The organism is Knoellia koreensis (assembly GCF_013041615.1).
GTDB lineage: Bacteria > Actinomycetota > Actinomycetes > Actinomycetales > Dermatophilaceae > Pedococcus > Pedococcus koreensis.
The window spans coordinates 895,432-917,877 of the sequence record NZ_JABEPQ010000001.1; the positions used below are offsets into that span (position 1 = coordinate 895,432).

21 protein-coding genes are annotated in these 22,446 nt (G+C 71.3%); 10 read left to right on the plus strand and 11 right to left on the minus strand.

Annotated elements, in window-relative coordinates; genetic code table 11:
* Window positions 1–68 precede the first annotated feature (68 nt).
* Window positions 69–3,200 (plus strand): zinc ribbon domain-containing protein, encoded by a 3,132-nt coding sequence (locus tag HJG52_RS04455; RefSeq protein WP_171242299.1) that lies wholly within the window; start codon window positions 69–71, stop codon window positions 3,198–3,200.
* Here the strand turns inward: HJG52_RS04455 and trpD are convergent.
* Window positions 3,197–4,267, minus strand: coding sequence for an anthranilate phosphoribosyltransferase (gene trpD / locus HJG52_RS04460; protein WP_171242300.1), 1,071 nt, complete (start codon window positions 4,265–4,267; stop codon window positions 3,197–3,199). The two genes, HJG52_RS04455 and trpD, sit on opposite strands and share 4 nt — an antisense overlap.
* Before the next feature lie 4 nt (window positions 4,268–4,271).
* Window positions 4,272–4,721 (minus strand): response regulator transcription factor, encoded by a 450-nt coding sequence (locus tag HJG52_RS04465; protein WP_171242301.1) that lies wholly within the window; start codon window positions 4,719–4,721, stop codon window positions 4,272–4,274.
* 124 nt (window positions 4,722–4,845) lie between these two features.
* Here HJG52_RS04465 and ctaE point away from each other — a divergent pair, with 124 nt between their 5' ends.
* From ctaE to HJG52_RS04490, 5 genes are all read left to right on the plus strand, one after another.
* On the plus strand, window positions 4,846–5,493 hold the full coding sequence (gene ctaE / locus HJG52_RS04470; RefSeq protein WP_240977167.1) for an aa3-type cytochrome oxidase subunit III: 648 nt from the start codon (window positions 4,846–4,848) through the stop codon (window positions 5,491–5,493).
* 46 nt (window positions 5,494–5,539) lie between these two features.
* A complete protein-coding gene (qcrC, locus tag HJG52_RS04475) occupies window positions 5,540–6,325 on the plus strand; it encodes a cytochrome bc1 complex diheme cytochrome c subunit (protein WP_171242302.1) in 786 nt (261 codons plus the stop codon).
* A 73-nt stretch (window positions 6,326–6,398) separates the two neighbouring features.
* On the plus strand, window positions 6,399–7,487 hold the full coding sequence (qcrA, locus tag HJG52_RS04480) for a cytochrome bc1 complex Rieske iron-sulfur subunit (protein ID WP_171242303.1): 1,089 nt from the start codon (window positions 6,399–6,401) through the stop codon (window positions 7,485–7,487).
* Window positions 7,488–7,490: 3 nt separating this feature from the next.
* The gene (gene qcrB, locus HJG52_RS04485) at window positions 7,491–9,239 is read left to right on the plus strand and encodes a cytochrome bc1 complex cytochrome b subunit (RefSeq protein ID WP_171242304.1); all 1,749 of its coding nucleotides are present in this window, start codon (window positions 7,491–7,493) and stop codon (window positions 9,237–9,239) included.
* A gap of 89 nt (window positions 9,240–9,328) precedes the next feature.
* Entirely contained in the window at window positions 9,329–9,682 is a 354-nt protein-coding gene (locus tag HJG52_RS04490; protein ID WP_346767632.1) for a metallopeptidase family protein, read from the plus strand.
* Between the two features lie 14 nt (window positions 9,683–9,696).
* Here HJG52_RS04490 and HJG52_RS04495 read toward each other — a convergent pair whose 3' ends face one another.
* From HJG52_RS04495 to ctaC, 5 genes are all read right to left on the minus strand, one after another.
* A complete protein-coding gene (locus HJG52_RS04495; RefSeq protein ID WP_206069900.1) occupies window positions 9,697–10,470 on the minus strand; it encodes an alkaline phosphatase family protein in 774 nt (257 codons plus the stop codon).
* A gap of 193 nt (window positions 10,471–10,663) precedes the next feature.
* Window positions 10,664–11,869 carry a L,D-transpeptidase gene (locus tag HJG52_RS04500; RefSeq protein WP_171242306.1) on the minus strand — a complete coding sequence of 402 codons (1,206 nt, stop codon included), beginning with the start codon at window positions 11,867–11,869 and terminating at the stop codon, window positions 10,664–10,666.
* A gap of 302 nt (window positions 11,870–12,171) precedes the next feature.
* A complete protein-coding gene (locus HJG52_RS04505) occupies window positions 12,172–12,573 on the minus strand; it encodes a cytochrome c oxidase subunit 4 (RefSeq protein WP_171242307.1) in 402 nt (133 codons plus the stop codon).
* Between the two features lie 2 nt (window positions 12,574–12,575).
* Window positions 12,576–14,360 carry an aa3-type cytochrome oxidase subunit I gene (gene ctaD, locus HJG52_RS04510; RefSeq protein ID WP_240977551.1) on the minus strand — a complete coding sequence of 595 codons (1,785 nt, stop codon included), beginning with the start codon at window positions 14,358–14,360 and terminating at the stop codon, window positions 12,576–12,578.
* 71 nt (window positions 14,361–14,431) lie between these two features.
* Window positions 14,432–15,328 carry an aa3-type cytochrome oxidase subunit II gene (gene ctaC, locus HJG52_RS04515; protein ID WP_430413325.1) on the minus strand — a complete coding sequence of 299 codons (897 nt, stop codon included), beginning with the start codon at window positions 15,326–15,328 and terminating at the stop codon, window positions 14,432–14,434.
* 107 nt (window positions 15,329–15,435) lie between these two features.
* Between ctaC and HJG52_RS04520 the strand changes: the two genes are divergently transcribed.
* Both HJG52_RS04520 and HJG52_RS04525 read left to right on the plus strand, forming a co-directional pair.
* Window positions 15,436–16,617 (plus strand): aminotransferase class V-fold PLP-dependent enzyme, encoded by a 1,182-nt coding sequence (locus HJG52_RS04520; RefSeq protein WP_346767565.1) that lies wholly within the window; start codon window positions 15,436–15,438, stop codon window positions 16,615–16,617.
* Window positions 16,617–16,853, plus strand: coding sequence for a sulfurtransferase TusA family protein (locus tag HJG52_RS04525; protein WP_171243081.1), 237 nt, complete (start codon window positions 16,617–16,619; stop codon window positions 16,851–16,853). Before HJG52_RS04520 ends, HJG52_RS04525 begins: the two co-directional genes overlap by 1 nt.
* Window positions 16,854–16,878: 25 nt before the next feature.
* On the opposite strand, the gene HJG52_RS04530 is transcribed toward HJG52_RS04525, so the two are convergent.
* The gene (locus HJG52_RS04530) at window positions 16,879–17,709 is read right to left on the minus strand and encodes a COG4705 family protein (protein WP_171242310.1); all 831 of its coding nucleotides are present in this window, start codon (window positions 17,707–17,709) and stop codon (window positions 16,879–16,881) included.
* A 201-nt stretch (window positions 17,710–17,910) separates the two neighbouring features.
* Between HJG52_RS04530 and HJG52_RS21195 the strand changes: the two genes are divergently transcribed.
* Both HJG52_RS21195 and HJG52_RS04540 read left to right on the plus strand, forming a co-directional pair.
* Window positions 17,911–18,639, plus strand: a complete 729-nt coding sequence (locus HJG52_RS21195) for a phosphatase PAP2 family protein (RefSeq protein WP_171242311.1) — start codon at window positions 17,911–17,913, stop codon at window positions 18,637–18,639.
* Between the two features lie 2 nt (window positions 18,640–18,641).
* Entirely contained in the window at window positions 18,642–19,331 is a 690-nt protein-coding gene (locus tag HJG52_RS04540) for a winged helix-turn-helix domain-containing protein (protein ID WP_171242312.1), read from the plus strand.
* A 57-nt stretch (window positions 19,332–19,388) separates the two neighbouring features.
* Here the strand turns inward: HJG52_RS04540 and HJG52_RS04545 are convergent, their stop codons facing one another.
* The 3 genes from HJG52_RS04545 to HJG52_RS04555 are packed head-to-tail and all read right to left on the minus strand — an operon-like array spanning window position 19,389 to window position 22,418.
* On the minus strand, window positions 19,389–20,735 hold the full coding sequence (locus tag HJG52_RS04545) for a sensor histidine kinase (RefSeq protein ID WP_171242313.1): 1,347 nt from the start codon (window positions 20,733–20,735) through the stop codon (window positions 19,389–19,391).
* Entirely contained in the window at window positions 20,732–21,469 is a 738-nt protein-coding gene (gene aat / locus HJG52_RS04550) for a leucyl/phenylalanyl-tRNA--protein transferase (protein WP_171242314.1), read from the minus strand. The genes HJG52_RS04545 and aat overlap by 4 nt, the downstream gene beginning before the upstream one ends.
* Window positions 21,432–22,418, minus strand: a complete 987-nt coding sequence (locus HJG52_RS04555; protein ID WP_171242315.1) for a PfkB family carbohydrate kinase — start codon at window positions 22,416–22,418, stop codon at window positions 21,432–21,434. The genes aat and HJG52_RS04555 overlap by 38 nt, the downstream gene beginning before the upstream one ends.
* Window positions 22,419–22,446 lie beyond the last annotated feature (28 nt).

Here is a 22,446-nt window from a genome sequence, read left to right on the forward strand (position 1 = left end):
GGCCCGGCCCGCCCGCGCACGACACTTCCTCCAGACGCACCCCTTCCCGCGTCAGCCAGGAGGTTCCGATGAGCACGCCCACCCCGGTCTCGTGCCCCCGGTGCAGCGCACCGTTGCCGGCCGACGACCCCACCTGCCCGCGCTGCGGCCTGTACCTCGTCGGCCCCGCCGCGGCCGAGCTGTGGCAGGTGGACCAGCGCCTCGCCGAGGTCACCGCCCTGCAGACCCGACTGCGCACCGAGCACGCCAACCTCCTCACCCGCCGCACCACCCTGCTCGAGACGCTCGCCAGCGCCCCGGCCGAGCCGCACCGGACCCCCGCACCGGCACCAGCACCGGCACCAGTACCTGCCGCCACGATCCCCATCCCGACCACCGCCGCACCGCGGCGCTGGACCGTCCAGCAGACGCTGCTCGCCGTGGGTGTGGTCCTGGTCCTGGTCTCCGGCTCGATCGCGCTGGCCGTCGCCTGGGACCGCATCGGCGTCTACGGCCAGGCCGTGGTCATGGGCGGGTTCACCGGCCTCGCCGCCTGGCTGGCGCTGTTGCTCTCGCGCCGCGGGCTCGCCAGCAGCGCCGAAGCCCTGGCCCTCGTCGCCGGTGGGCTCCTGCTGCTCGACGTCACCGCCGCCCGTGGCCTCGGCCTCTTCGGCCTCGACGCCGCACCGGCCGACTGGTATGCCGTCGGGTCGGGTCTCGCGGTCGCGCTCGTCCTGGGCGCGCTGCACGTCCGTGACCGGCGCATCGCGGCCTTCGCGATCCTGACGCTCACCGCCGCCTCCGTTGCCTGGGGCGGCCTGGTGGCCGTCAGCCGCGACCACATGACCACGTGGGAGGTGACCGCCCTGCTCGGTGCCGTCGCGTTCGGCCTGCTGCACTGGCGCCTGCCGCAGCGGTTCGGCCTGGTGCGGCGTGCCGCCTCGGGGCCGGCCGCGGCCTGGCTCGTCGTGGCGGCGACGGTGGCAGCCTTCCGCCCGCTGCTCGAGGACTTCCCGCAGGCGTGGCCGACCTGGTCCACCGTGGCCGTCGTCGACCTCGGGATCCTGCTCGCCATCTGGGTGGGCGGCGCCTGGGTCGTCCGCGCAGTGATGCACCACCGCGTCGCCCGGCTGGGCTCACGCGCCGCCGTCCGCGCCGACTGGGCCAAGCGCTGGTACACCGGCGACTGGCGCGCCCTCGGGGTCGTCGCCGTGGCGAGCACCCTGTCGCTGCCCGCCTCGGCCTGGCTGGCCGCGATCCTGAGTGACATCCGCGGCACCGCGGTCGTCACCGCGCTCGTGGCCGTGGCCTGGGTCGCCGCGGTCGTCGTGCGCCCCCTCGGCGCCGGACGGGGCGGCTGGTGGCTCGAGTCGACGCTGGGTGTGAGCGCCCTCGGCCTGGCCGTCGTCGTGTTCGGGCAGGACGAGACGGCCATCCACGTCCTCGGCCTGGCCGCCGTCGCCGCCGGGGCCGCCGCGACGGCTGTCCGGCGTCGTCCGGTCCGGCTGGCGGGGTCGGCGGTGGCCGTGGTGTTCGCGCTCGCCGCGCTGCGCGCTGGCACCGTCGACACCCCACCACGGACCCACGTCCTGCTCATGCTCGGCGCCATGGCGGCGCTCACCGCGGCGGCGCTGTGGCACCGGCGCCGCGCGGAGGAGCCCGCGCTCGCCGGCGGCGTGGTCCTGGCCGCGCTCCTCGGGTTCTCGTCCGCCGCGAGCACCGGCGACGAGCGTTACGGCGTTGCCGTCGTCGCCATGCTCACCGCAGCCGCGGCTGCGTATGCCGTGTGGCGCAAGGCTTTTCGGCTCATCGCGACTGCCGTGGCAGTCGTCTTCGGGTTGGTCGCACTCACATGGGGTGGGGGTCTCGTCTCGACCACGGCGCAGGTCGTCGTCCTCAGCGCGACGGGGTGCGCGCTCACAGCGGCGGCCCTGCTCTCGCGCCGCCACGAGGACGTGACCTGGCCGCTCGCCGGCGGCGCCCTGATCTCCCTCCTCGGCGGGTGGGCAGACGCCGAGCTGCTGCACCGGCTCGAGGAGCTGCCCGCCGTGTGGCTCGTGCCCCCGACCCTCGCCATCGGGGGCTGTGCCCTCGCCGTCGCACGCGTCCACCGCCGGCCCGCGGTGACCACGGGCAGCGTCGCCGTCGCCGTTCTGGCCCTGTGGCACGCGGTCGACGTGGCGGCATCCCTCGGGTCGCCCGAGCTGCGCGTGCTCGCCCTCGCCGGCCTCGCGGCGGCATACGCGGCCGGCGCACTCGCGCGGCCGCACCGGGCCGAGGAACTTCCGCTCGCCGGCGGCGCGGTCCTGTCGGCGGGGTCCGCCCTGTGGCTCGTCCTCGACCACGGCCTCCCGACGCCGTACCTGCTTGTCGTCCTGGTCGTGGTGTGCGCGGCCGCCCTCGCCACGAGTGTGCTGCGCCCGGCCCTGCGGCTGCCCGCCCACGGCGTCGCCCTCGCCAGCGGCGCCTGGCTGCTCTGGCTGGTCGGCGGCTACGGCCCGGACGGCACCGACATCGCACTCACCACGATGCTCGCCCTGGGCTGCGTGGCGCTCGCGCGGTGGCGCGCCGAGGGTGAGGAGGAGCTCCTCTTCGGTGTCGGCTCGCTGGTGCTGGTGGTCCTGGCCGTCGGTGTCGCCGATGACCGCGGCTGGGCCTACGTCGCAGCCGCCGTCGCAGCGGCCTACGGGCTGGCCCTGGTCGGGTATGCCGTGCGGCCCGCTCGTCGTCTCGTGGTCGCCGGGGCCGTCGTCGCCCTCACGTACGCCACCTGGGTGGCGCTCGCCGAGGCCGGCGTGGAGACGCTCGAGGCGTACACGGTGCCGCTGGCGCTGCTCCTGCTCGGCGCGAGCGCCTGGTGTCGTCACCTGCTGGGACGTCGCTCATGGCTCGTGGCCGGGCCCGGGCTGCTCGTCGGGTTCGTGCCGCCCACGCTGCTGACGGTGACCGACGCCGGCGCGATCCGGCCACTGCTCACCGCGGCCGCGGCGGTCGCCGTGCTGGCGCTGGGGGCGCACCAGCGGTGGCAGGCACCGGTGGTCGTCGGGGCGGCGAGTGCGGTGCTGGTTGCGGTCAGCGAGCTGGGGCCGTACACGCTGCACCTGCCGCGGTCGGTCACGCTCGGCACCCTCGGCGTGCTGCTGCTCGCCCTGGGCGCCCGCTACGAGCAGCGCCGGGCCAACGCCCGACAGGCCGTCAGCTGGCTCGCGTCGATGAGCTAAGCGCGGGTGGCCGCCGCCCAGCGCTCCAGCTGGGCGGTGGCCGCGCCGGAGTCGATCGCCTGGGCGCCCTTGGCGATGCCGTCGGCCACGGCGGTGTGCAGGTCGTCGGCGTTCGCCACGACCGGCTCGGCCGCCACGGCGAGCGCCATCCCCGCGTTGAGCAGCACGGCGTCACGGACCGGGCCGGTGGCTCCGGCGAAGACGTCGCGGGCCACCTGCGCGTTGTGGGCGGCGTCGGCACCACGCAGCGCCTCCACGGGCGCCCGCTGCAGCCCGACAGCACTGGGGTCCAGCTGGTACTCCGACACCTCGCCCCCGCTCACCCACCAGACCCTCGATGTCGTGCTGAGGGTGAGCTCGTCGAGCGCGTCGTCGCCGCGGAACACCGCCGCGGCCTTGCCGCGGCCCGCGAAGACCCCTGCGATGAGCGGGGCGACGCGGGCGTCGGCGACGCCCACGGCGGCATACGTCGGCTGGGCGGGGTTGGTGAGGGGACCGAGCAGGTTGAACACCGTCCCCACACCCAGGCCGCCACGGGCGGCGGCCACGTGGCGCATTGCGGGGTGGAATGCCTGCGCGAAGCAGAAGGTGATGCCCGCCTCGGTGGCGACCTGCGCGACCCGTTCGGGGCTCAGGGTCAGGTCGACCCCGAGCGCCTCGAGCACGTCGGCGGAGCCGGAGGACGACGACGCGGCGCGGTTGCCGTGCTTGACGACCCGGATGCCGCTCGCGGCGATCACGACCGAGGCCATGGTCGAGATGTTCACCGTGTTGGACCGGTCACCGCCGGTGCCGACGATGTCGAGGCTGGGGCCGGGCACCTCGATGCGGTTGGCGAACGACAGCATCGTGTCGGCCACCCCGCGCAGCTCCTCGATCGTCTCCCCCTTGGCGCGCAGCGCCACGAGGAAGCCGGCCTGCTGGACCGGGGTGGCCTCCCCGCTCATCAGCTCCTTCATCGCCCACGCGGCCTGCTCGGACGAGAGGTCCTCCCGCGCGAGGAGCGTGGTGAGCAGGTCCGGCCAGGTGAAGGCCGCGGCCGGGGTGGACCCGGCGGCCGTCGTCACGGCGTCAGGAGGCGGGTCGGCCGCCGCGACCCAGGTACGCCACGGAGTCCGCGAGCGCGATCGGGTCGAGCGGGTGCGGGACGGCCAGGTCGGCCAGGGACCAGGTCGCGAGCCAGCCGTCCTGCGGGCGCCCGGTCAGCACGAGGATCGGAGGGCAGTTGAAGATCTCGCTCTTGAGCTGGCGGCACAGGCCGAGCCCACCGACCGGGGCGGACTCGCCGTCGAGGATCAGCAGGTCGAACTTCTCGTTGTCGACGGCCTCGATGACCGCGGCCGCGGTCGCGCACTCGTGCCAGGAACCCACCTCGACGTCCTTCGCGGGGCGACGCCCCACGTTCGCGCGCACGGCGTCACGCGTGCTGCGGTCGTCGCTGTAGAGCAGCACCGAGATCGGCCGGGAGGAACCCTCGGTGGCGGTCGCGCCGGAGGCGGCGGGAGCGTGCGAAGCGGTCATGGGAAGGATGCTACCGGTGGGCTGCGCAGCCCCGTCCGCGACCTGTCTCCCGGCAAGCGGGGGGTCGCCGGTGTGCCGCGATGCGAATGTGGCTAATCTGGCGCACGTGGCGACAGCATCAGCGATGACTTCCGAACCCCGGCGGCCGGCGACCTCCATCCCCGGTCACGGCCCCGTGTCCCGGCCCAACATGGTCTCGGTCGGGACCATCGTGTGGCTGTCGAGCGAGCTGATGTTCTTCGCGGGCCTGTTCGCGATGTACTTCACGATCCGCTCGGTCGTCCCGGAGCTCTGGAAAGAGACGACGCCGATCCTCAACGTCCCGTTCGCGAGCATCAACACCCTGATCCTCGTGATCTCCTCGGTGTGGTGCCAGCTGGGTGTCCACGCCGCCGAGCACGGCAAGGCCCACCGCGGCGACGCGAAGGTCTGGGACGTCAAGGCCTGGGGCATGCGCGAGTGGTACGTCCTCACCTACATCTTCGGCGCCATCTTCGTGTCCGGGCAGGTGCTGGAGTACTCCGAGCTCGTCAAGGAGGGCGTCACCCTCGCCTCGAGTGCCTACGGCTCGGTCTTCTACCTCACGACCGGCTTCCACGCCCTGCACGTCACCGGCGGCCTGCTCGCGTTCCTGCTGATCATCGGCCGCACCTTCACGACCCGGCACTACAGCCACGCCCAGGCTGCGGGTGCGGTCGTGACCTCCTACTACTGGCACTTCGTCGACGTCGTGTGGATCGCACTGTTCGCGACCATCTACCTCCTCAAGTGACCATGACCTGCCCCCCGGCCCCGACGACCACCGACAGGACCGCACTGTGAACGCACTGGCCGCCCGCCGCCGCCACCCGGCAGCCATCGCCCTGCTCATCCTGCTGGGGCTGGTCGTCACCGGGGTGGGGTACTCCGTGCTCGCGCCGAAGACGGCCAGCGCCACCACCGCCTCGGCCAGCCAGGTCGAGGAGGGCAAGAAGCTCTTCCTCGCCAACTGCGCCACCTGCCACGGCCTGCAGGCCCAGGGCACCAAGGCCGGTCCTTCGCTCGCGGGCGTCGGCGCGGCTGCCGTGGACTTCCAGATGGGCACGGGTCGTATGCCGATGGCTGCACCGGCCGTGCAGGCGCCACGCGTGAACGAGGTCCGGTTCACCCAGGAGCAGATCGACGCCGTCGCGGCATACATCGCCTCGCTCGCCCCGGGACCGGCCATCCCCTCCCCGGAGTACACCAGCGGCGAGAACGCCAACGTCGCGCTGGGCGCCGAGCTGTTCCGCGTCAACTGCGCCATGTGCCACAACTTCGCCGGCTCCGGCGGCGCCCTGACCCGCGGCAAGTACGCCCCGAACCTGCGTGACATCGAGGGCAAGCACATCTACGAGGCCATGGTCACCGGCCCGCAGTCGATGCCGGTCTTCAACGACGACAACATCTCCCCCGAGGGCAAGAACGACATCATCGCCTACCTCCACGCGGTCGACAAGCAGGAGAACCGCGGCGGAATGGCCCTCGGCAACCTGGGCCCGGTGTCCGAAGGCCTGTTCATCTGGGTCTTCGGCCTCGGCATCATGATCGCCTTCGCGGTCTGGCTCGGGAGGAAGGCAGCATGACGGTCGGCGCCCCGGCCCCAGCGGCCTTGCACACCAACGAAATCCACTGCGACTCGACAGGATCGACGACACGATGAGCGACAACGGCACGCCGCACGGCGAAGTCGTCAGCCACGGCGGGGACGACTTCGGTTCCGATGCCGTGCGGCTCGACCAGGGCCACATCGAGGGCTCCGGCGGACTGCCGGCGCGGTTCGAGAACCCCGGCCTGCCCCCGCACGTCGCCCGCATGAGCGACCTGTCGGAGAAGGCCGCCAAGCGCGCCGAGAAGCAGGTGGCGACGCTGTTCGGCATCGCCAGCCTGGCCACGATCGTTTTCATCATCGCCTACTTCACGGTCGACCCCGAGATGACCGCGTTCGTCCCGGGCATCGGTGAGGCCAACCCCTACAACGTCATCCTCGGCGTGTGCCTGGGCCTGGCCCTGCTCGGCTGCGGCATGGGTGCGGTCCACTGGGCCAAGACCCTCATGCCCGACACCGAGATGGTTGAGGAGCGTCACCCCCAGCGGGCCAGCGACGCCGACCGCCAGCGTGCCGTCGACAACTTCCTGCAGGAGGGCGGCAAGTCGCAGATCGGGCGCCGCCCGCTCATCAAGTTCTCGCTCGCGGGCGCCCTCGCGCTGCCCCCGCTCGCCCTGGTCCTGCCGCTCGTCGGTGGCCTCGGCCCGCTGCCCAAGGACAACCTCTCCAAGACCATCTGGAAGAAGGGCGACCGCCTCGTGCGCGACCCCGAGCTGACGCCGATCAAGGCCGACCAGGTGACCATCGGGTCCGTCTACCACGTGCTCCCGGCGAACATCAAGGAGAGCCACGAGGTGCTCGAGGACAAGGCCAAGGCCGCCGTCCTGCTGATGCGCCTCGACCCGTCGATCATCAAGTCCAAGAAGGAGATCGACTGGGGCTACGACGGCATCGTCGCCTACTCCAAGATCTGCACCCACGTGGGCTGCCCCGTCGGCCTCTACGAGCAGCAGACCCACCACCTGCTCTGCCCCTGCCACCAGTCGACGTTCGACGTCACCGAGGACTGCAAGGTCATCTTCGGCCCGGCCAAGCGGCCATTGCCCCAGCTGCCCATCGAGGTGGACAGTGAGGGATACCTCGTCGCGAGATCCGGCTTCCACGAGGCAGTCGGCCCGAGCTTCTGGGAGCGTGGTTAGACCATGAGCAGCACTCCATACGACGCCGACGGCCTGCGCCGCGGCGACAAGGCGCCCGAGACGCCGTACAGCCCCGGCATGAAGAAGATCGGCGGCGTCGCCGGGTGGCTCGACGACCGCACGGGTGCGGCCAAGCCCATCGGCTACCTCATGAAGAAGGTCTTCCCAGACCACTGGTCCTTCATGCTCGGCGAAGTCGCCATGTACTCCATGATCATCTGCCTGCTGTCGGGCACCTTCCTCACCTTCTGGTTCGTGCCCAGCGCCGGCCAGGTGGTCTACGACGGCTCGTACGTCCCGCTCAAGGGCATCACGATGTCCGAGGCGTACCGCTCGACCCTGGACATCTCGTTCGACATCCGCGGTGGGCTGCTCATCCGGCAGATCCACCACTGGGCGGCGCTGCTGTTCATCGTGGCCCTGTCGGTGCACATGCTGCGCGTGTTCTTCACCGGGGCGTTCCGCAAGCCGCGTGAGCTCAACTGGGTGATCGGCTGCATCCTGTCGATGCTGGCCCTCGTCGAGGGCTTCGCCGGCTACTCCCTCCCGGACGACCTGCTGTCCGGCACCGGCCTGCGCGCCGCCGAGGGCTTCATGCGCTCGGTGCCCGTGCTCGGCTCCTACATCTCCTACTTCGTCTTCAACGGCCCGTTCCCGGGTGAGTCGATCATCCCGCGTCTGTACTCCGTGCACGTGCTGCTGCTGCCGGCGATCCTCGTGGGCCTGTTCACCGTGCACATCGGCCTCGTCTTCGTGCACAAGCACACCCAGTACCCCGGGCCGGGACGCACCAACAACAACGTGGTCGGCTTCCCCGTCATGCCGGTGTATGCCGCGAAGGCCGGTGGCTTCTTCTTCATCGTCTTCGGTGTCGTCGCCCTCATCTCGGGCCTGGTCACGATCAACCCGATCTGGGCGTACGGGCCCTACGACCCCTCGCCGGTGACAGCCGGTTCGCAACCGGACTGGTACATGGGCTTCGCCGACGGGGCGCTGCGCCTCCTGCCGGGCTGGCTGGAGTTCGAGGCCTTCGGGTTCACGTTCTCCTTCAACGTCATGATCGGCGCGATCCTGCTGATCCCGGTGATGTACACCCTCATGGCGCTGTACCCGTTCCTCGAGGCGTGGGTCACCGGTGACAAGCGCGAGCACCACTTGCTCGACCGCCCGCGCAACCGCCCGACCCGCACCGCCCTGGGTGTTGCCGCCCTGACGATGTACGGCGTCCTCATGTTCGCCGCCGGCAACGACCTCATGGCGATCAAGCTGCACCTGTCGATCAACGACATCACCCACATCCTGCGGGCCGCGTTCTTCATCGCCCCCGTCATCGCGTTCTGGGTGACCAAGCGGATCTGCCTGTCGTTGCAGCGCAAGGACCGCGACCTGGTGCTCCACGGCCGCGAGACCGGGCGCATCATCCGCACGGCCGACGGCAAGTTCTTCGAGCAGCACGAGCCGCTGGACCCCTACGCCCGCTGGAACCTCGTCGACTACGACACCGACCAGCCGCTGCAGCTCGAGGCCCCGGCCGACGAGAACGGCGTCGCCTCCCCCACGGCCCGCAAGGACCGCGTGCGGGCGGCCCTGTCGCGGTTCTACTTCGACGACAGCGTCCCGGCCGTCACGCCGGCCGAGCTGGCTGCGGCCCACCACGACGGCCACGGCCACGAGGCCATCGAGGGCGCACCTGCGGACGAGGATCGTCCGGCACTGGAGTCCAGCCGTCGCGAGGCTCCCCCGCGTCCCTGACGCTGCACTGAGGCGAGGGTATGCCGCGTGGTCACCACGCGGCATACCCTCGCCTCGTCAGTGGGGGCGGTGATGGCAGGCTGTCCCCTGTGGTCGAGCTGAGCCGTCGCGAGTTCGAGGACGCCGTGGAGGCGGCGCTCGACGAGGTGCCGCCGGAGCTGCTGCGGCTCATGGACAACGTCGTGATCTTCATCGAGGACGAGCCACCACCGCAGGACCCGGACCTGCTGGGCGTCTACGAAGGTGTCCCGCTCACCGAACGCGGTGACTCGTGGGCGGCCGGTGCCCTCCCCGACCGGATCACGATCTTCCGCGGTCCGCTGTCGCGGATGTGCGCCGACCGGGACGAGCTGCTCGATGAGATCGCGGTCACCGTCGTGCACGAGATCGCCCACCACTTCGGCATCGACGACGCCCGGCTGCACGCGCTCGGCTGGGCCTGATAGTCCCCGGACGCTCAGCCGGCGACCGGCAGCCCGAAGGCCTTCGCCATGGACGGGGCGCCCGCGGCACGCCCGAGGGGGGCTGTCGCCGTGACCTCGGCGTAGAGGCGGGCCAGGGAGTAGTGGTCCAGCCGCGACGTGACGACCTTGGCGCGCAGCGATGGGTGGGCGACGACGGTCAGCACGTGGTTGCCCGAGTGCTTGTCGTCCTCGTCGGCCGTCAGCACCACGGCCAGCCGCCCGGAGCGCCAGTCCGGGCCGGCCACGATTCGTCCCATCCACGTCCGGAACCATCGGTCCGCAGTCGCCAACGAGCAGTCGTGGGCGTCGTTGCACGCGTCCGGCACCAGCATCCCGGCATTCGGCAGCTTGCCGGCCCTGATGGCACCGGGCAGGGCCGAGATCGGCAGGTCTTGCCGGCCACAGTCCGCACGCTCGGTGACGAAGTACGCCCACGGGTTGTGCCGGACGGCATACCGGCCGGCGTTGTCGCTCGCGCACGGGGAGGGCATGGCGTCGGCGTAGACCCCGGCGGTGCGACCGGCCGCCAGGGCTGCGCCGAAGACCGTCGGCGCGCTCAGCCGGTGCTTGGCCGGTGGGTCGTCGTTGGTGACGCCCTGGGTGTCGCCGGAGACCATGGCGAGGTAGTTCGGCAGCGACGGGTGGGTGATCGCCCGGTAGTCGGTGGCGTAGCCGTACCGCGTGGCCAGGGCGTAGGTGTACGGCATCTGGTCACGCATCTGGGCCAGCGAGTGGTTCTCGACGACCACGACCATCACCTTGGTCACCCGCGCCGTCCTGGGCGCGGTCGTACCGGCAGCTGAAGGAGCCGACGTGGCCGATGTGGCCGACGTCGACGTGGTCGAAGTGCTCGACGGGGTGCCGGTCGGCGCTGCCGTGGGTGCCCCGCCGGAGCACCCGGCCAGGACCGCACCGGCCAGGACGATCCCTAGCACGGTGCGCCCGGCCCGGGAGCCCCGCTCAGGCAAGGGCGCTCTGCTTGACCCAGTTCGCGTAGGAGTACTGCCAGACGCCGATGCCCTCGGAGGGCTGGAAGACGCGGCTCGAACCGGTGAACTTGACGACGTCACCGGCCTTGGAGTTGGCGTACATCCACGCGGCGTTCTCCGGCGCCATGTTCACGCAGCCGTGGCTGACGTTGGAGCTGCCCTGCGACCCGACCGACCAGGGCGCGGAGTGGAGGTACTCGCCCGTCCACGTCACGCGCATCGCCGACTGCGTCTTGATCTTGTAGTAGCCGGGCTCGCCCTTCTTGATCCCGATGGTGCTCGAGTCCATGATCACCGTGCCCTCCTTGCGGATGATGACCTTGGTGCCCGAACGGGTCTCGGTCTCCGGGCCGGGGCGGCCGGCGCTGATCGGGATGGTGCGCAGGACCTGGCCGCCGCGGGTGACGGTCATGACGTGGTTCTTGATGTCGACGGTGGAGATCATCGAGGAGCCGACCGTGAACGACGCGCTGTCGTCGTTGGCGATCCACTTGCCGTCGCCGGTCTGCACACCGGTGAGGGGCGCGTTGACGGTGACCTTGGTGCCGGGCTGCCAGTAGTCCTTGGGCCGCCACATCAGCTGGCGGTTGTCCAGCCAGCCCCAGTGACCCTCGGTCTTGGGCGAGGTGGTGACGGTGACGAGCTTCTCGACCTGGGCCCGCAGCTCGGGGGTGGTGACGGCCGAGTCGAACTGGATGCTGGCCGGCATACCGACGCCCACCGTCTGGCCGGCGTAGAGGATGCCGTAGGTGGCGGTGACCGCGGGCTTGAGCGTGGTGAAGCGGGAGGTGGTGGTTGCCGGAGTGCCGTCGGAGCCGGCCGCCGTCACCGAGACGGTGTATGCCGTGCTGGGCGCGAGCCGCGCCTTGCTGGTCCACGTGCCGTTGGCCAGCTTGCCCTCGACGGCCTTGCCCTGGGCGTCCTTGACAGAGACCTCGGACAGCGAGCCAGAGCTCACCTTGACCACGACGGGAGCCGTCGGCTTGACGCCCGTGGCGCCGTCGGCCGGGGTCACGTCGACGACGGCCGGAGTGGGCGTGGGCGTGCTCTTGGACGTGCTGGAGGCGCCGGACGAGGGCGTGCCTGCGACGTTGTCGGTCGCCGGGCTGCTCGGTCCCCCGGAGCACCCGGTCATCACCAGTGCTGCCGCCACTGCTGTGACGGCCACGGTCACCATGCGTGACCGCCGTGTCGTACCCACCACGTCCGTGCTCCTCAAGGTCCGCCCGTCGGCGTACCGTTCGCTGTCCCCTGGCTCTGCTGGACCACCCGGTGTGGGCGGTGCCGTTCACCCGGACAGACGCCGGGCGGCCCCAATTGGTTGGCTATGCAACTTTTCGGCCGGACGGCACCCATGCCGCGGTGGCCCCATGAAAGGGTCCGCCCGAGGCGGACCACCTTGGTCATGCTACCTGCTTCCCGGGCATGCTCCCGCCCGGTGACCGTCAGGCGGTCACCGGGCGGGGCCATGAGGCCAGGTCAGACGGCGTGCGAGCCCTTGAAGTACTCGAAGGTCCACCCGACGAGGGCGACGACGCCGATGGCGGCGCCGATGATGAACAGCCACCAGCCCACGGCCACGCCGAGGAAGCAGATCGCCGACGCACCGGCGAGCGGGAGCGGCCACCAGGAGTGCGGGCTGAAGAAGCCGTACTCGCCCTCCTGCTCGTCGATCTCACCGGCGGGGTTGTCCTCCGGGCGCTCGGGCAGCCGGCGACCGGTGGCCCACAGGTAGAAGGCGATCATGCCGCCGAGACCGGCGGACAGGAACAACCCGGCCGGGCCGACCGGCTCCTTCCAGTCGGTGAAGATGCCGTAGATGACACCCACCGGGGCGAAGAAGGCAGCCAGCAGGATGAAGAGCTTGTACTCGATCTTCATCGTCAGTCGCGCTCCTCGTGGTACCTGGGCTTGATGTCGTGGTCGAGCTCGCCGGTGCGGTGCTCACCATCCTGGGGCGGCGGGCCCGCCTGCGTCGCGGCTGTGGCTCCCTTGGCGGCATACCCCTCGCCCACCTGGGCGGGGCCGATGACCCGGATCAGGGTGCCGGGGTCGGGCTGCAGGCCGCTGGCCGGTGCCGCCTCGGGGTGGTGCAGGTCGAACGCGGGGCGCTCGGAGCGGATCCGCGGGATGACGTCGAAGTTGTGCCGCGGCGGCGGGCAGGACGTCGCCCACTCCAGGGAGGCGCCGTAGCCCCACGGGTCGTCGGTCTCGACGAGGGGTGCGGTGCGCCACGTCTTCCACACGTTGTAGAGGAACGGCAGGGTCGACGCGGCGAGCAGGAACGCACCGATGGTCGACACGCGGTTCTCCCACGTGAAGCCGTCCTCGGGCAGGTAGTCCGCGTACCGACGCGGCATACCGTCCACGCCCAGCACGTGCTGGATGAGGAAGGTCGTGTGGAACCCGATGAACAGCATCCAGAAGTGGATCTTGCCGAGGGTCTCGTCGAGCATCCGCCCGGTGAACTTGGGCCACCAGAAGTAGAAGCCGGCGAACATCGCGAACACGACGGTGCCGAACACCACGTAGTGGAAGTGGGCCACCACGAAGTAGCTGTCGGACAGGTGGAAGTCGAGCGCCGGGCTGGACAGGATGATGCCGGTCAGGCCACCGAAGAGGAAGGTGACGAGGAAGCCGATCGACCACAGCATCGGTGTCTCGAACGACAGCTTGCCGCCCCACATCGTGCCGATCCAGTTGAAGAACTTCACTCCGGTCGGCACCGCGATCAGCATCGTCATGACCGAGAAGAACGGCAGCAGCACCTGGCCGGTGGCGTACATGTGGTGCGCCCACACGGTGACCGACAGGGCGGCGATGCCGATCGTCGCGAAGACCAGCGTCTTGTAGCCGAAGATCGGCTTGCGCGAGAAGACCGGCAGGATCTCGCTGATGATGCCGAAGAACGGCAACGCGATGATGTAGACCTCGGGGTGGCCGAAGAACCAGAACAGGTGCTGCCACAGCATCGGCCCGCCGTTGTCGGGGTCGAAGACGTGGGCACCGAACTTGCGGTCGGCACCGAGGGCGAGCAGCGCGGACGCAAGCACCGGGAACGCCATCAGCACGAGCAGCGACGTGATGAGGATGGTCCAGGTGAAGATCGGCATCCGGAACATCGTCATGCCGGGTGCGCGCATGCAGATGATGGTGGTGATGAAGTTGACCGCACCGAGGATGGTTCCGAAACCACCGAGCGCAAGGCCGAAGACCCACAGGTCACCGCCGAGGCCGGGGCTGTTCGAGGCGTCCGACAGGGGCGCGTAGGCGAACCACCCGAATGACGCGGCACCGCTCGGTGTGAGGAAGCCGGCCGAGGCGATGAGGCCACCGAAGAGGTAGAGCCAGTAGGCGAACATGTTGAGCCGCGGGAACGCCACGTCGGGCGCACCGATCTGCAGCGGCATCAACGCGTTCGCGAAGCCCGCGAACAGCGGGGTGGCGAACAGCAGCAGCATGATCGTGCCGTGCATGGTGAACAGCTGGTTGAACTGCTCAGGGTTGTCGACGACCTGCAGGCCCGGGGTGAAGAGCTCGGCCCGGATCAGGAGCGCGAGCACACCACCGAAGATGAAGAACGCGAACGAGGTGATGAAGTAGAGGTTGCCGATGACCTTGTGGTCGGTCGTGGTCATCCACTTGACCACGGTGCGGCCCTTGCTCATCTTCCGCGTTGCGGTCGCCTCGGTCGATCGCAGGGTGGTCCCTGCAGCCGTGGTGTCCGTTGCCGCTGCCATCACTTGCTCCCTGCACTCGGGACGAGACCCTTGTCCTCGGGTACCAGTTTCTCCGGGTTGAGGCTGTTGTCGAGCTGACCGGTGTTGCCCTGCGCCTTGAGCTCGGCGATGTGGGCCTGGTAGTCGGCCTCGCTCACGACCTTGACGTTGAACAGCATCTGCGAGTGGTAGGCGCCACACAACTCGGCGCACTTGCCCTTGAACTCACCGGTCTCGGTCGGGACGACCTGGAACTTGTTGACCTTGCCGGGGATCATGTCGAGCTTCTGCAGGAACGCCGGCACCCAGAACGAGTGGATGACGTCGCGCGCGGTGAGCACGAACTCGACCCGCTTGTTCACGGGCAGGTACAGCGTGGGGAGGTCCTTCTCGACGCCGGGCTGGCCGGTCAGCTCGGCCTGCGTGCCGGACTCGTAGGTGTCCTCGTTGACGTAGTTGAAGTCCCAGGACCACTTCTTGCCGACGACGTTGACCACGACGTCGGGCTCCTTGGACGTGTTGAGCAGCGTCGCCTCGTCGCGGGCGGTGTAGTAGAAGAGCACGGCGACCATGAACACCGGGATGACGGTGTAGAGGATCTCCATCGGCACGTTGTAACGCAGCTGCACGGGCAGGGCCGTGTCGTCCTTCTTGCGCCGGTAGGCGACGACGCACCACAGGATGAGGCCCCAGACGATGATGCCGACGGCGAGGGCCGCGATCCAGGCACCGTTCCAGAGCCGGACGACGTGGGTGCCGTTCTCGGTGACGGGGGCCGGCAGGAAGCCGTCCTGGACGCGCCCGGCGCAACCGGACAGCGCCAGCGCGGCGAGGCCGAGACCAGCGGCCGTCAGGGACCTGCGAAGACCGGTCCGGCGCCGCGCTTGCTGCGGGCCGGGGACGTCATGCTGACGCAACGGTGCACCTTCTTCGGGACAGTCGTCGGGACAAGGGTGGGCCATCGCGCCAAACCCTACTCCAGCCGGAGCCGCACTTCCGGTCAGGGTGCGGCTACCGTCGAGGTGTGGCGAATCCCCCTGCCCAGCGGGCACTTCTCGACGCTGCGCCGGGCCCGATGCACCCCCTGGCGAGGCAGACCCTGCAGGCGGCCCTCGGGACCGGCTGGGCCGACCCGCGCCGCCTCCACCGGGAGGGCCGGACCGCCCGTGGCCTGCTGGACCAGGCGCGCGCGGTCATCGCCGACGGCCTCGGCGTCAGCCCGGCCGAGGTGGGGTTCGCCCCGGACGGCCCCACGGCGGTCCGGTGGGGCATCGAGGGGCTGCGGTATGCCGGTCGGCGGCGTGGGGCGCGCACCGTCGCCTCCGCCGTCGAGCACTCCGCCGTCCTGCTGCCGGGCCGGCACGAGGCGGCGCAGACCGGCAACCCCGACGACTTCGCGACCGTGCCCGTGGACGCCACGGGGCGCGTGGACCTCGAGGCGTGGCGGCGCTCGGTCGCCGTCCCCGGCACCGTGGCGGTCGCGCTCCAGCACGCCAACGGCGAGGTGGGCACGGTGCAACCCCTCGAGGAGGCGCACGAGGCTGCCCGCGCCGCCGGCGTGCCCATGGCCGTCGACGCGCAGGCGAGCCTGGGTCGGGTCGCCGCTCCCGCGGCATACGACGTCCTCGCCGGCGACGCCCAGAGCTGGGGTGGTCCCGGCGGGCTCGGGGTCCTCGTGGTGCGCTCCGGGACCCGGTGGCTGCGCCCCGGGCCGGCCGACCCCGACCACGCGCTCCACGGGCCCGGCGGCCACCTGCCCTGGGTGCCGCTCGCGCTCGCCGCGGCCGAGGCCTGGCAGCAGACCGAGGCGTCGCGAGCCGAGGACGCCCGCGCGGCCTTCGCGCTCGTGGAGTCGATCCGTGCCGCGGCGGGGACCGTCGGCGACGTCGACGTGGTCGGTGACCCGGTCGAGCGACTCCCCCACGTCGTGACTTTCTCGGCGCTGTACGCAGACGGCGAGAGCCTCGTCGGTGAGTTCGACCGGCAGGGGTTCTCCATCGGGTCGGGGTCGGCCTGCACGGCCAGCACGCTCGAGCCCAGCCACGTCCTGGCCGCGATGGGCGCGCTCACCCACGGCAACGTGCGGGTCACCCTGCCGGTGGCGGCGGTGGCACCGGAGCGGGAGGCGTGGGTGCGCGACTTCGTCACGCAGCTCGCGCCGGCCGTCGAACGGGTGCGGGCGCAGATCGGGGCGCCGCGCCCGTGATGGTCGAGGTGGTCGACGCCCGCGGTCTTCGGTGCCCGCTGCCCGTCATCCGGTTGGCGCGGGCGGCTTCCCTGCTGCCGCCCGGCTCGGTCGTCGAGGTCTGGGCCACCGACCCCGCCGCGGACGCCGACGTCCCGGCGTGGTGCCGGATGCGCGGCCAGGAGTTCCTCGGAGCCGAAGCCGACCCCGAGGGCGGCCACACGGCATACCGGGTCCGCACCGTCGACGACACCTGAAGGGGACAGGTGCCGCCGACGGGGGTCACACCTCGGCGCCGGTGAGTACGTCGTCGGTGTGGGAGGCCGCGACGGGGGTCCGGTCGCGGCGGGTCAGGGTGAGGAACGCGACCAGTCCGAGGATGGCCACGAGGAAGATCAGGCTGGTCACGGTCGTGCCCAGGCCCAGCCCGCCGTCGGCGCGCGCCTGCGACAGCAGGTCGCCCAGGGAGGCGCCGAGCGGACGCGTCAGCACGTAGGCCGCCCAGAAAGCCGGGATCGCGGCGATCAGGCCCGCCTTGTGGGCGATGGCGATGACGGCGATGGCCACGGCGAAGAGCACGGCCGAGGTGAGGTAACCCAGGGCCAGCCGCTCGGCGAGCAGGTCTCCCGCCGCGGTGCCCAGCGCGAACGTCATGAGGATCGTGAGCCAGTAGAAGGACTCGCGGCGGGCCGTGTAGATCGTGTGGATCGACAGGGTGCGCTCGGAGGCGAACCAGGCCGCGAAGGTCACGGCGAGCGCGACCGCGAAGACCGCGGTGGTCACCACCAGCGGGACCCCGAGGTTGTCGGTGAGGTTGTCGGTCAGCAGGGTGCCGACGATGCTCACGAGCACCACCACCAGCCAGTAGCGGACCGGCACGTAGCGACGCGCCCGGAACTGGGCGACGAGGGCCACGACGAGCAGCGCACTCATCACGATCGAGGTGCCGGTGAGGCCGAAGCCGAGGGTCTCGTTCAGGTAGTCGGCGGCAGTCTCACCGACGGTGGTGGCGAGCACCTTGATGATCCAGAAGTACGCGGTCACCTCGGGGACGCGATTGAGGAGCGTGCGGGCCGCGGCGCGGCGGCTGGTCGAGCCGGGAGCTGTGGTCATGGGCCAGACTCTGGCCGGTGCCCCCTGAGGCGGACCTGAGAGCCGGGGCGGTGCTGCGGGCCTCGGGGCGGCTCTCAGGTTTCTCAGGATCGTCTCAGCACCGGTGGTGGACAGTGGCACTGGTCCCGGACGGTCGCGTCCCCCTCACCGGCCGTCCGGTCGACCACAGAACATTCCGACGCCCGTCGAGGAGCCCCGCCCGTGTCGCACCCCGCCCTCCACCGCCCGGCCCCGATGCTGGAGCTGCGCCGGCTGCGCTCCCGAGCGTCCGCGGCGGGGCTCACCGTTGCCGCGGCCGGGGTCGGCCTGTGCGGGCTCCTGGCGGACGGTGCCGCCGAGCGCGGTGACCTGAGCGCCCACGACCCCGGGGTCACGGCCTGGTTCGTCGCCGAACGCACCCCGTGGCTCACCGGTGTCGCCCAGGTGCTGTCGGCGTTGGGCAGCGAGGTGGCCATCGGCCTGCTCGCCGTGGCGACTCTCGCCTGGCTGCTGTGGCGCGGCCGGCTTCGGTATGCCGCGGTGTTCGGGGGCGGGATGGTCGCCGCCGCTGCCCTCACCGTCGGGGTCAAGCACGTCCTGCACAGGCACAGGCCCCCGTCATCCCTCATGCTCGGACCCGTGGACAACGGATTCTCCTTCCCATCCGGTCACACCCTGTCCACGACCGTGTTCGTGGGGCTGGTCGCCGGGCTCGTCCTGACAATCGTGCCGGGGCGGCTGGCGCGGACCGGCGTCGTGGTAGTCGGGGTGGTGCTGGCGCTCGCGGTCGGTGTGAGCCGGGTCTACCTGGGCTACCACTGGCTGACCGACGTCGTCGCCGGGTGGGTCCTCGCCGTGGCCACCTTGGCCGCGTGCGCGGTGGCGTGGCAGGCGCTCGCCGGGCTGGACCGGCACACACTCCGCTCGCTCCTCGCGCGGATCGGGCGCTGACCGTGCGGGTGCTCCTGGTCGAGGACGAGAAGCCACTGGCGGAGATGATCCGTCGCGGGCTCATCAACGAGGGCTTCGTCGTCGACGTCGCGCACGACGGGATCAGCGGGCAGTGGCTCGCCACCGAGAACCCCTACGACGTCATCGTCCTCGACATCATGCTGCCGGGGCGCAACGGCTACAACGTCCTGCGCAACCTGCGCGAGCTCAAGGTCTGGGCTCCGACCCTGATGCTCACGGCCAAGGATGGCGACTACGACCAGACCGACGCGTTCGACCTGGGGGCCGACGACTACCTCACCAAGCCGTTCAGCTTCATGGTGCTGGTCGCCCGGCTGCGCGCCCTGGTGCGTCGCGGCGCACCGGCCCGCCCGGTGAGCCTGCAGGTCGGTGACCTCCGGCTCGACCCCAACCGCCGCATCGTGACCCGCGCCGGGGAACGGATCACGTTGACCGCGCGGGAGTTCGCGCTGCTCCAGTTCCTCATGCGCCACCCCGAGGTGGTCCTGTCCAAGGCCGAGATCCTCGACAACGTCTGGGACCCGCACTTCGACGGCAGCGACAACATCGTCGAGGTCTACGTGGGCTACCTGCGCCGCAAGGTCGACGCCGCCTTCGGCGTCACGTCGCTGGAGACGGTGCGCGGCATGGGCTACCGGCTGATGCCGGTGAGCGTGCCCGAGACCGACTGACCCGCCACCGGGTCGCTCGGTGGCGGGTCGCTCGGTGGCGGGTCAGTCCGTGGCGGGTCAGTCGGTGGTCGGCAGCCTCAGCTCGAAGCGGCACCGACCATCGGAGGTCTCGGTGGCGACGGCGTTCCCGCCGTGGGCACGGGCCACCGTGCGCACGATCGCCAGCCCGAGTCCGCTACCGCCGCTCTCGCGTCGGCGCGAGTCCTCGAGCCGGGCGAACCGGTCGAAGACGGTCTCCCGGTCGGCGACCGGCACCGGGGGGCCGTCGTTGTCGACCCGGACGACCACGTCGTCGCCCTCGGTGTCGACCGACAGGCCCACCCGACCCGTCGTGTGGCGCACCGCGTTGTCCACGACGTTGCGCACCATCTGCTCGATCCGGGCACGGTCGCCGAGGACCCGGGCCGCCATGATGCTCGCCTCGACGGGCACCCCGGTCGCGCGGACCCGGTGCACCTCCTGGGCCACGATGTCGTCGACATCGACCTCCTCGCGCGCCAGCGGCGCACCGTCGTCGGCCTTGGCGAGGGTCAGCAGGTCGTCCACCAGGGACTGCAGGCGCAGCGTCTCGGACCGGATCACTGCGTCGCGGTCGTCGTCGAACCCGTCCTGCGTCGACACCTCCACGGCCGCACGGATCGTCGCGAGGGGGCTGCGCAGCTCGTGCGAGGCGTCCGAGACGAACCGGCGCGTCGCCGCGTCGGACTTCTCCAGGCGGGCCAGCATCTCGTTCATCGTGCGGGCGAGCCGCGCGATCTCGTCACCCGTCGGCGGCACCGTGACCGCGCCGCCACCGCGGACCTGGCTGATCCGCGCGACCTCCGAGCGGATTCCCTCGACGGGCTGCAGCGCCTGCCGCACCGCCCTCCGAACGAGCACGAGGAGCAGCACCAGCATCAGCACGGCCCCGACGGCGAGCAGCACCGTCGCCGTGCGCACCGTGTCGCCCAGCGCGCTGAGCGGCACCGCCACGACGACGGCGTAGGTCGCCCCGGCGGGGTCGGTCACACCGCGCGCCACCACGGCATACGGCTCCCCCAGCTCACCCGGGACGGTCGCGGACTGGTCGACCTCTTCCTTGCCGGCCGCGGGCCGCAACGTCGATGCCGGCCTCGCGTCGAGCCGGCGGTCCGACGAGGCGACGACGGTCCCGTCCGCGCCGACCACCTGGACGATCGCGCCCTGGGCCGGCACCTCGCTCAGCGACCTGGCGGGTGGCGCCTCACCTCGCGCGACGACGTCGACCACCTGGCCGGCCGTCGACCGGGCGGTGTCCAACGACGTCCGGTAGAGGATCTGGTCCAGGGTCAGGGCGAACGCGGCCACCCCCAGAACGATCATGAGGACGACCACGACGCCGGAGGTCGCGAGCACGCGGCGCTGCAGCGACCACGTCCGCATCATCGGGGGCCGCACCCGGGGACGAAGGTGGGCGGCGGGGCCGTGATGGCCAGGGCCAGCCGCTCGAGGTAGTCCGATCGCGGGATGTCGACGATGCCCAGCGTGCGCAGGTGGTCGGTCGCCCACTGCACGTCGATGAGCCGGCGGTCGTCGCCGTCGGCGAAGACGTGACCTGCGAGCCCGACCAGCGCGGCCTTCGACGCGTCGGTGACGCGGTGGAACATCGACTCCCCCGCGAACAGCCCGCCCACGGCCAGCCCGTAGAGACCGCCCACCAGCTCGCCGTCCTGCCACGTCTCAATGCTGTGCGCCCACCCGAGGGCGTGCAGCTCGCCGTAGGCGTCGGCGATCTCGGGCGTGATCCACCGGCCGGACCGACTCGGGTCGGCGCACGCCGCGACGACGTCCCCGAATGCCGTGTCGACCCGGATCTCGAAGTGCCGCAACGACTTGCGCAGTGACCGACTCGCGTGCAGGCCACCCGGCAGCAGCACACCACGCGGGTCCGGCGACCACCACCCGAGCGGACGGTCGCCGTTCTCGCCCAGCCCCATCGGGAACAGCCCGGTGCGGTAGGCCTCGAGGATCGTGCCGGCGCGCAGGTCACCGCCGACCGCGACGAGGTCCTCCCCGGCGCCGGCGTCGGAGAGGTCGAACGACCAGCTGCTCGGCAGCGGCTCGACCGGCGACGGCGTCACCTCACGGGGCGACGCAGGCGATGTGCGGCTCGATGGCATCGGCGGAGTCCTGGCCGTACGCCTCGGCGAGCCGCCCCAGGAACGTGGACTTGCCCAGGGTGTACTCCTGCGTGCCGACCGTCTCGATGACGTAGGTGGCGAGCATCGAGCCCAGTTCGGCCGCGTGGCGCAGCCCGAGGTCGGCCGCCAGCCCGGTGAGGAAACCGGCCCGGAACGCGTCACCGACACCGGTCGGGTCGGCGCGGCGCACCTCGCGCGCCACCGGCACGTCGATGGGGTCCTCGCCCTTGCGGACGATGGTGACGCCGTCCTTGCCCTTGGTGATGACTCGGGTGTTGACGCGCTCGGCGATCTCCTCGGCGCTCCAGCCGGTCTTCTGCTCGGTGAGCGCCGCCTCGTACTCGTTGGTGAGCAGGTAGTCGGCGCCGTCGATGAGCTGGCGGATCGTGTCGCCGTCGGCGAAGGCGAGCTGCTGGCTGGGGTCGGCGGCAAACGGTATGCCGCGCGAGCGGCACTCGCGGGTGTGGCGCAGCATCGCCTCGGGGTCGTTGGCGCCGACCAGCACGAGGTCGAGCCCGCCGACGCGCTCGGCGATGGGGCCGAGCTCGATCGCGCGGGCCTCGCTCATCGCGCCGGCGTAGAAGGTGGCGATCTGGGCCATGTCCTCGTCGGTGGTGCAGACGAAACGGGCCGTGTGCTTGGACTCCGAGACGTGCACGGACGCGCAGTCGACGCCGTGCCGCTCGAGCCAGCTGCGGTAGTCGCCGAAGTCCTCCCCGACGGCGCCCACGAGGATCGGCCGCTGCCCGAGGTTCGCCATGCCGAAGGCGATGTTGGCGGCCACACCGCCGCGGCGGACCTCCAGGTCGTCCGCGAGGAACGACAACGAGACCTTGTCGAGCTGCTCGACGACGAGGGAGTCGCGAAAGCGCCCCTTGAACGTCATGAGGTGGTCGGTGGCGATGGACCCGGTGATCGCGAAGTGCACGCGTGCAACCTACCTGCTGCGATTGCGG

Excerpts from the sequence above, each read along its gene's own strand:
- aat (WP_171242314.1), bottom strand. The coding sequence starts at position 21,469 with ATGCCATCGAGCCGCACATCGCCTGCGTCGCCCCGTGAGGTGACGCCG.
- qcrA (WP_171242303.1), top strand. The coding sequence starts at position 6,399 with ATGAGCGACAACGGCACGCCGCACGGCGAAGTCGTCAGCCACGGCGGG.
- HJG52_RS04505 (WP_171242307.1), bottom strand. The coding sequence starts at position 12,573 with ATGAAGATCGAGTACAAGCTCTTCATCCTGCTGGCTGCCTTCTTCGCC.
- HJG52_RS04455 (WP_171242299.1), top strand. The coding sequence starts at position 69 with ATGAGCACGCCCACCCCGGTCTCGTGCCCCCGGTGCAGCGCACCGTTG.
- qcrB (WP_171242304.1), top strand. The coding sequence starts at position 7,491 with ATGAGCAGCACTCCATACGACGCCGACGGCCTGCGCCGCGGCGACAAG.
- ctaE (WP_240977167.1), top strand. The coding sequence starts at position 4,846 with ATGACTTCCGAACCCCGGCGGCCGGCGACCTCCATCCCCGGTCACGGC.
- HJG52_RS04525 (WP_171243081.1), top strand. The coding sequence starts at position 16,617 with ATGGTCGAGGTGGTCGACGCCCGCGGTCTTCGGTGCCCGCTGCCCGTC.
- ctaD (WP_240977551.1), bottom strand. The coding sequence starts at position 14,360 with ATGAGCAAGGGCCGCACCGTGGTCAAGTGGATGACCACGACCGACCAC.
- HJG52_RS04530 (WP_171242310.1), bottom strand. The coding sequence starts at position 17,709 with ATGACCACAGCTCCCGGCTCGACCAGCCGCCGCGCCGCGGCCCGCACG.
- HJG52_RS04465 (WP_171242301.1), bottom strand. The coding sequence starts at position 4,721 with ATGACCGCTTCGCACGCTCCCGCCGCCTCCGGCGCGACCGCCACCGAG.
- HJG52_RS04500 (WP_171242306.1), bottom strand. The coding sequence starts at position 11,869 with ATGGTGACCGTGGCCGTCACAGCAGTGGCGGCAGCACTGGTGATGACC.
- HJG52_RS04545 (WP_171242313.1), bottom strand. The coding sequence starts at position 20,735 with ATGATGCGGACGTGGTCGCTGCAGCGCCGCGTGCTCGCGACCTCCGGC.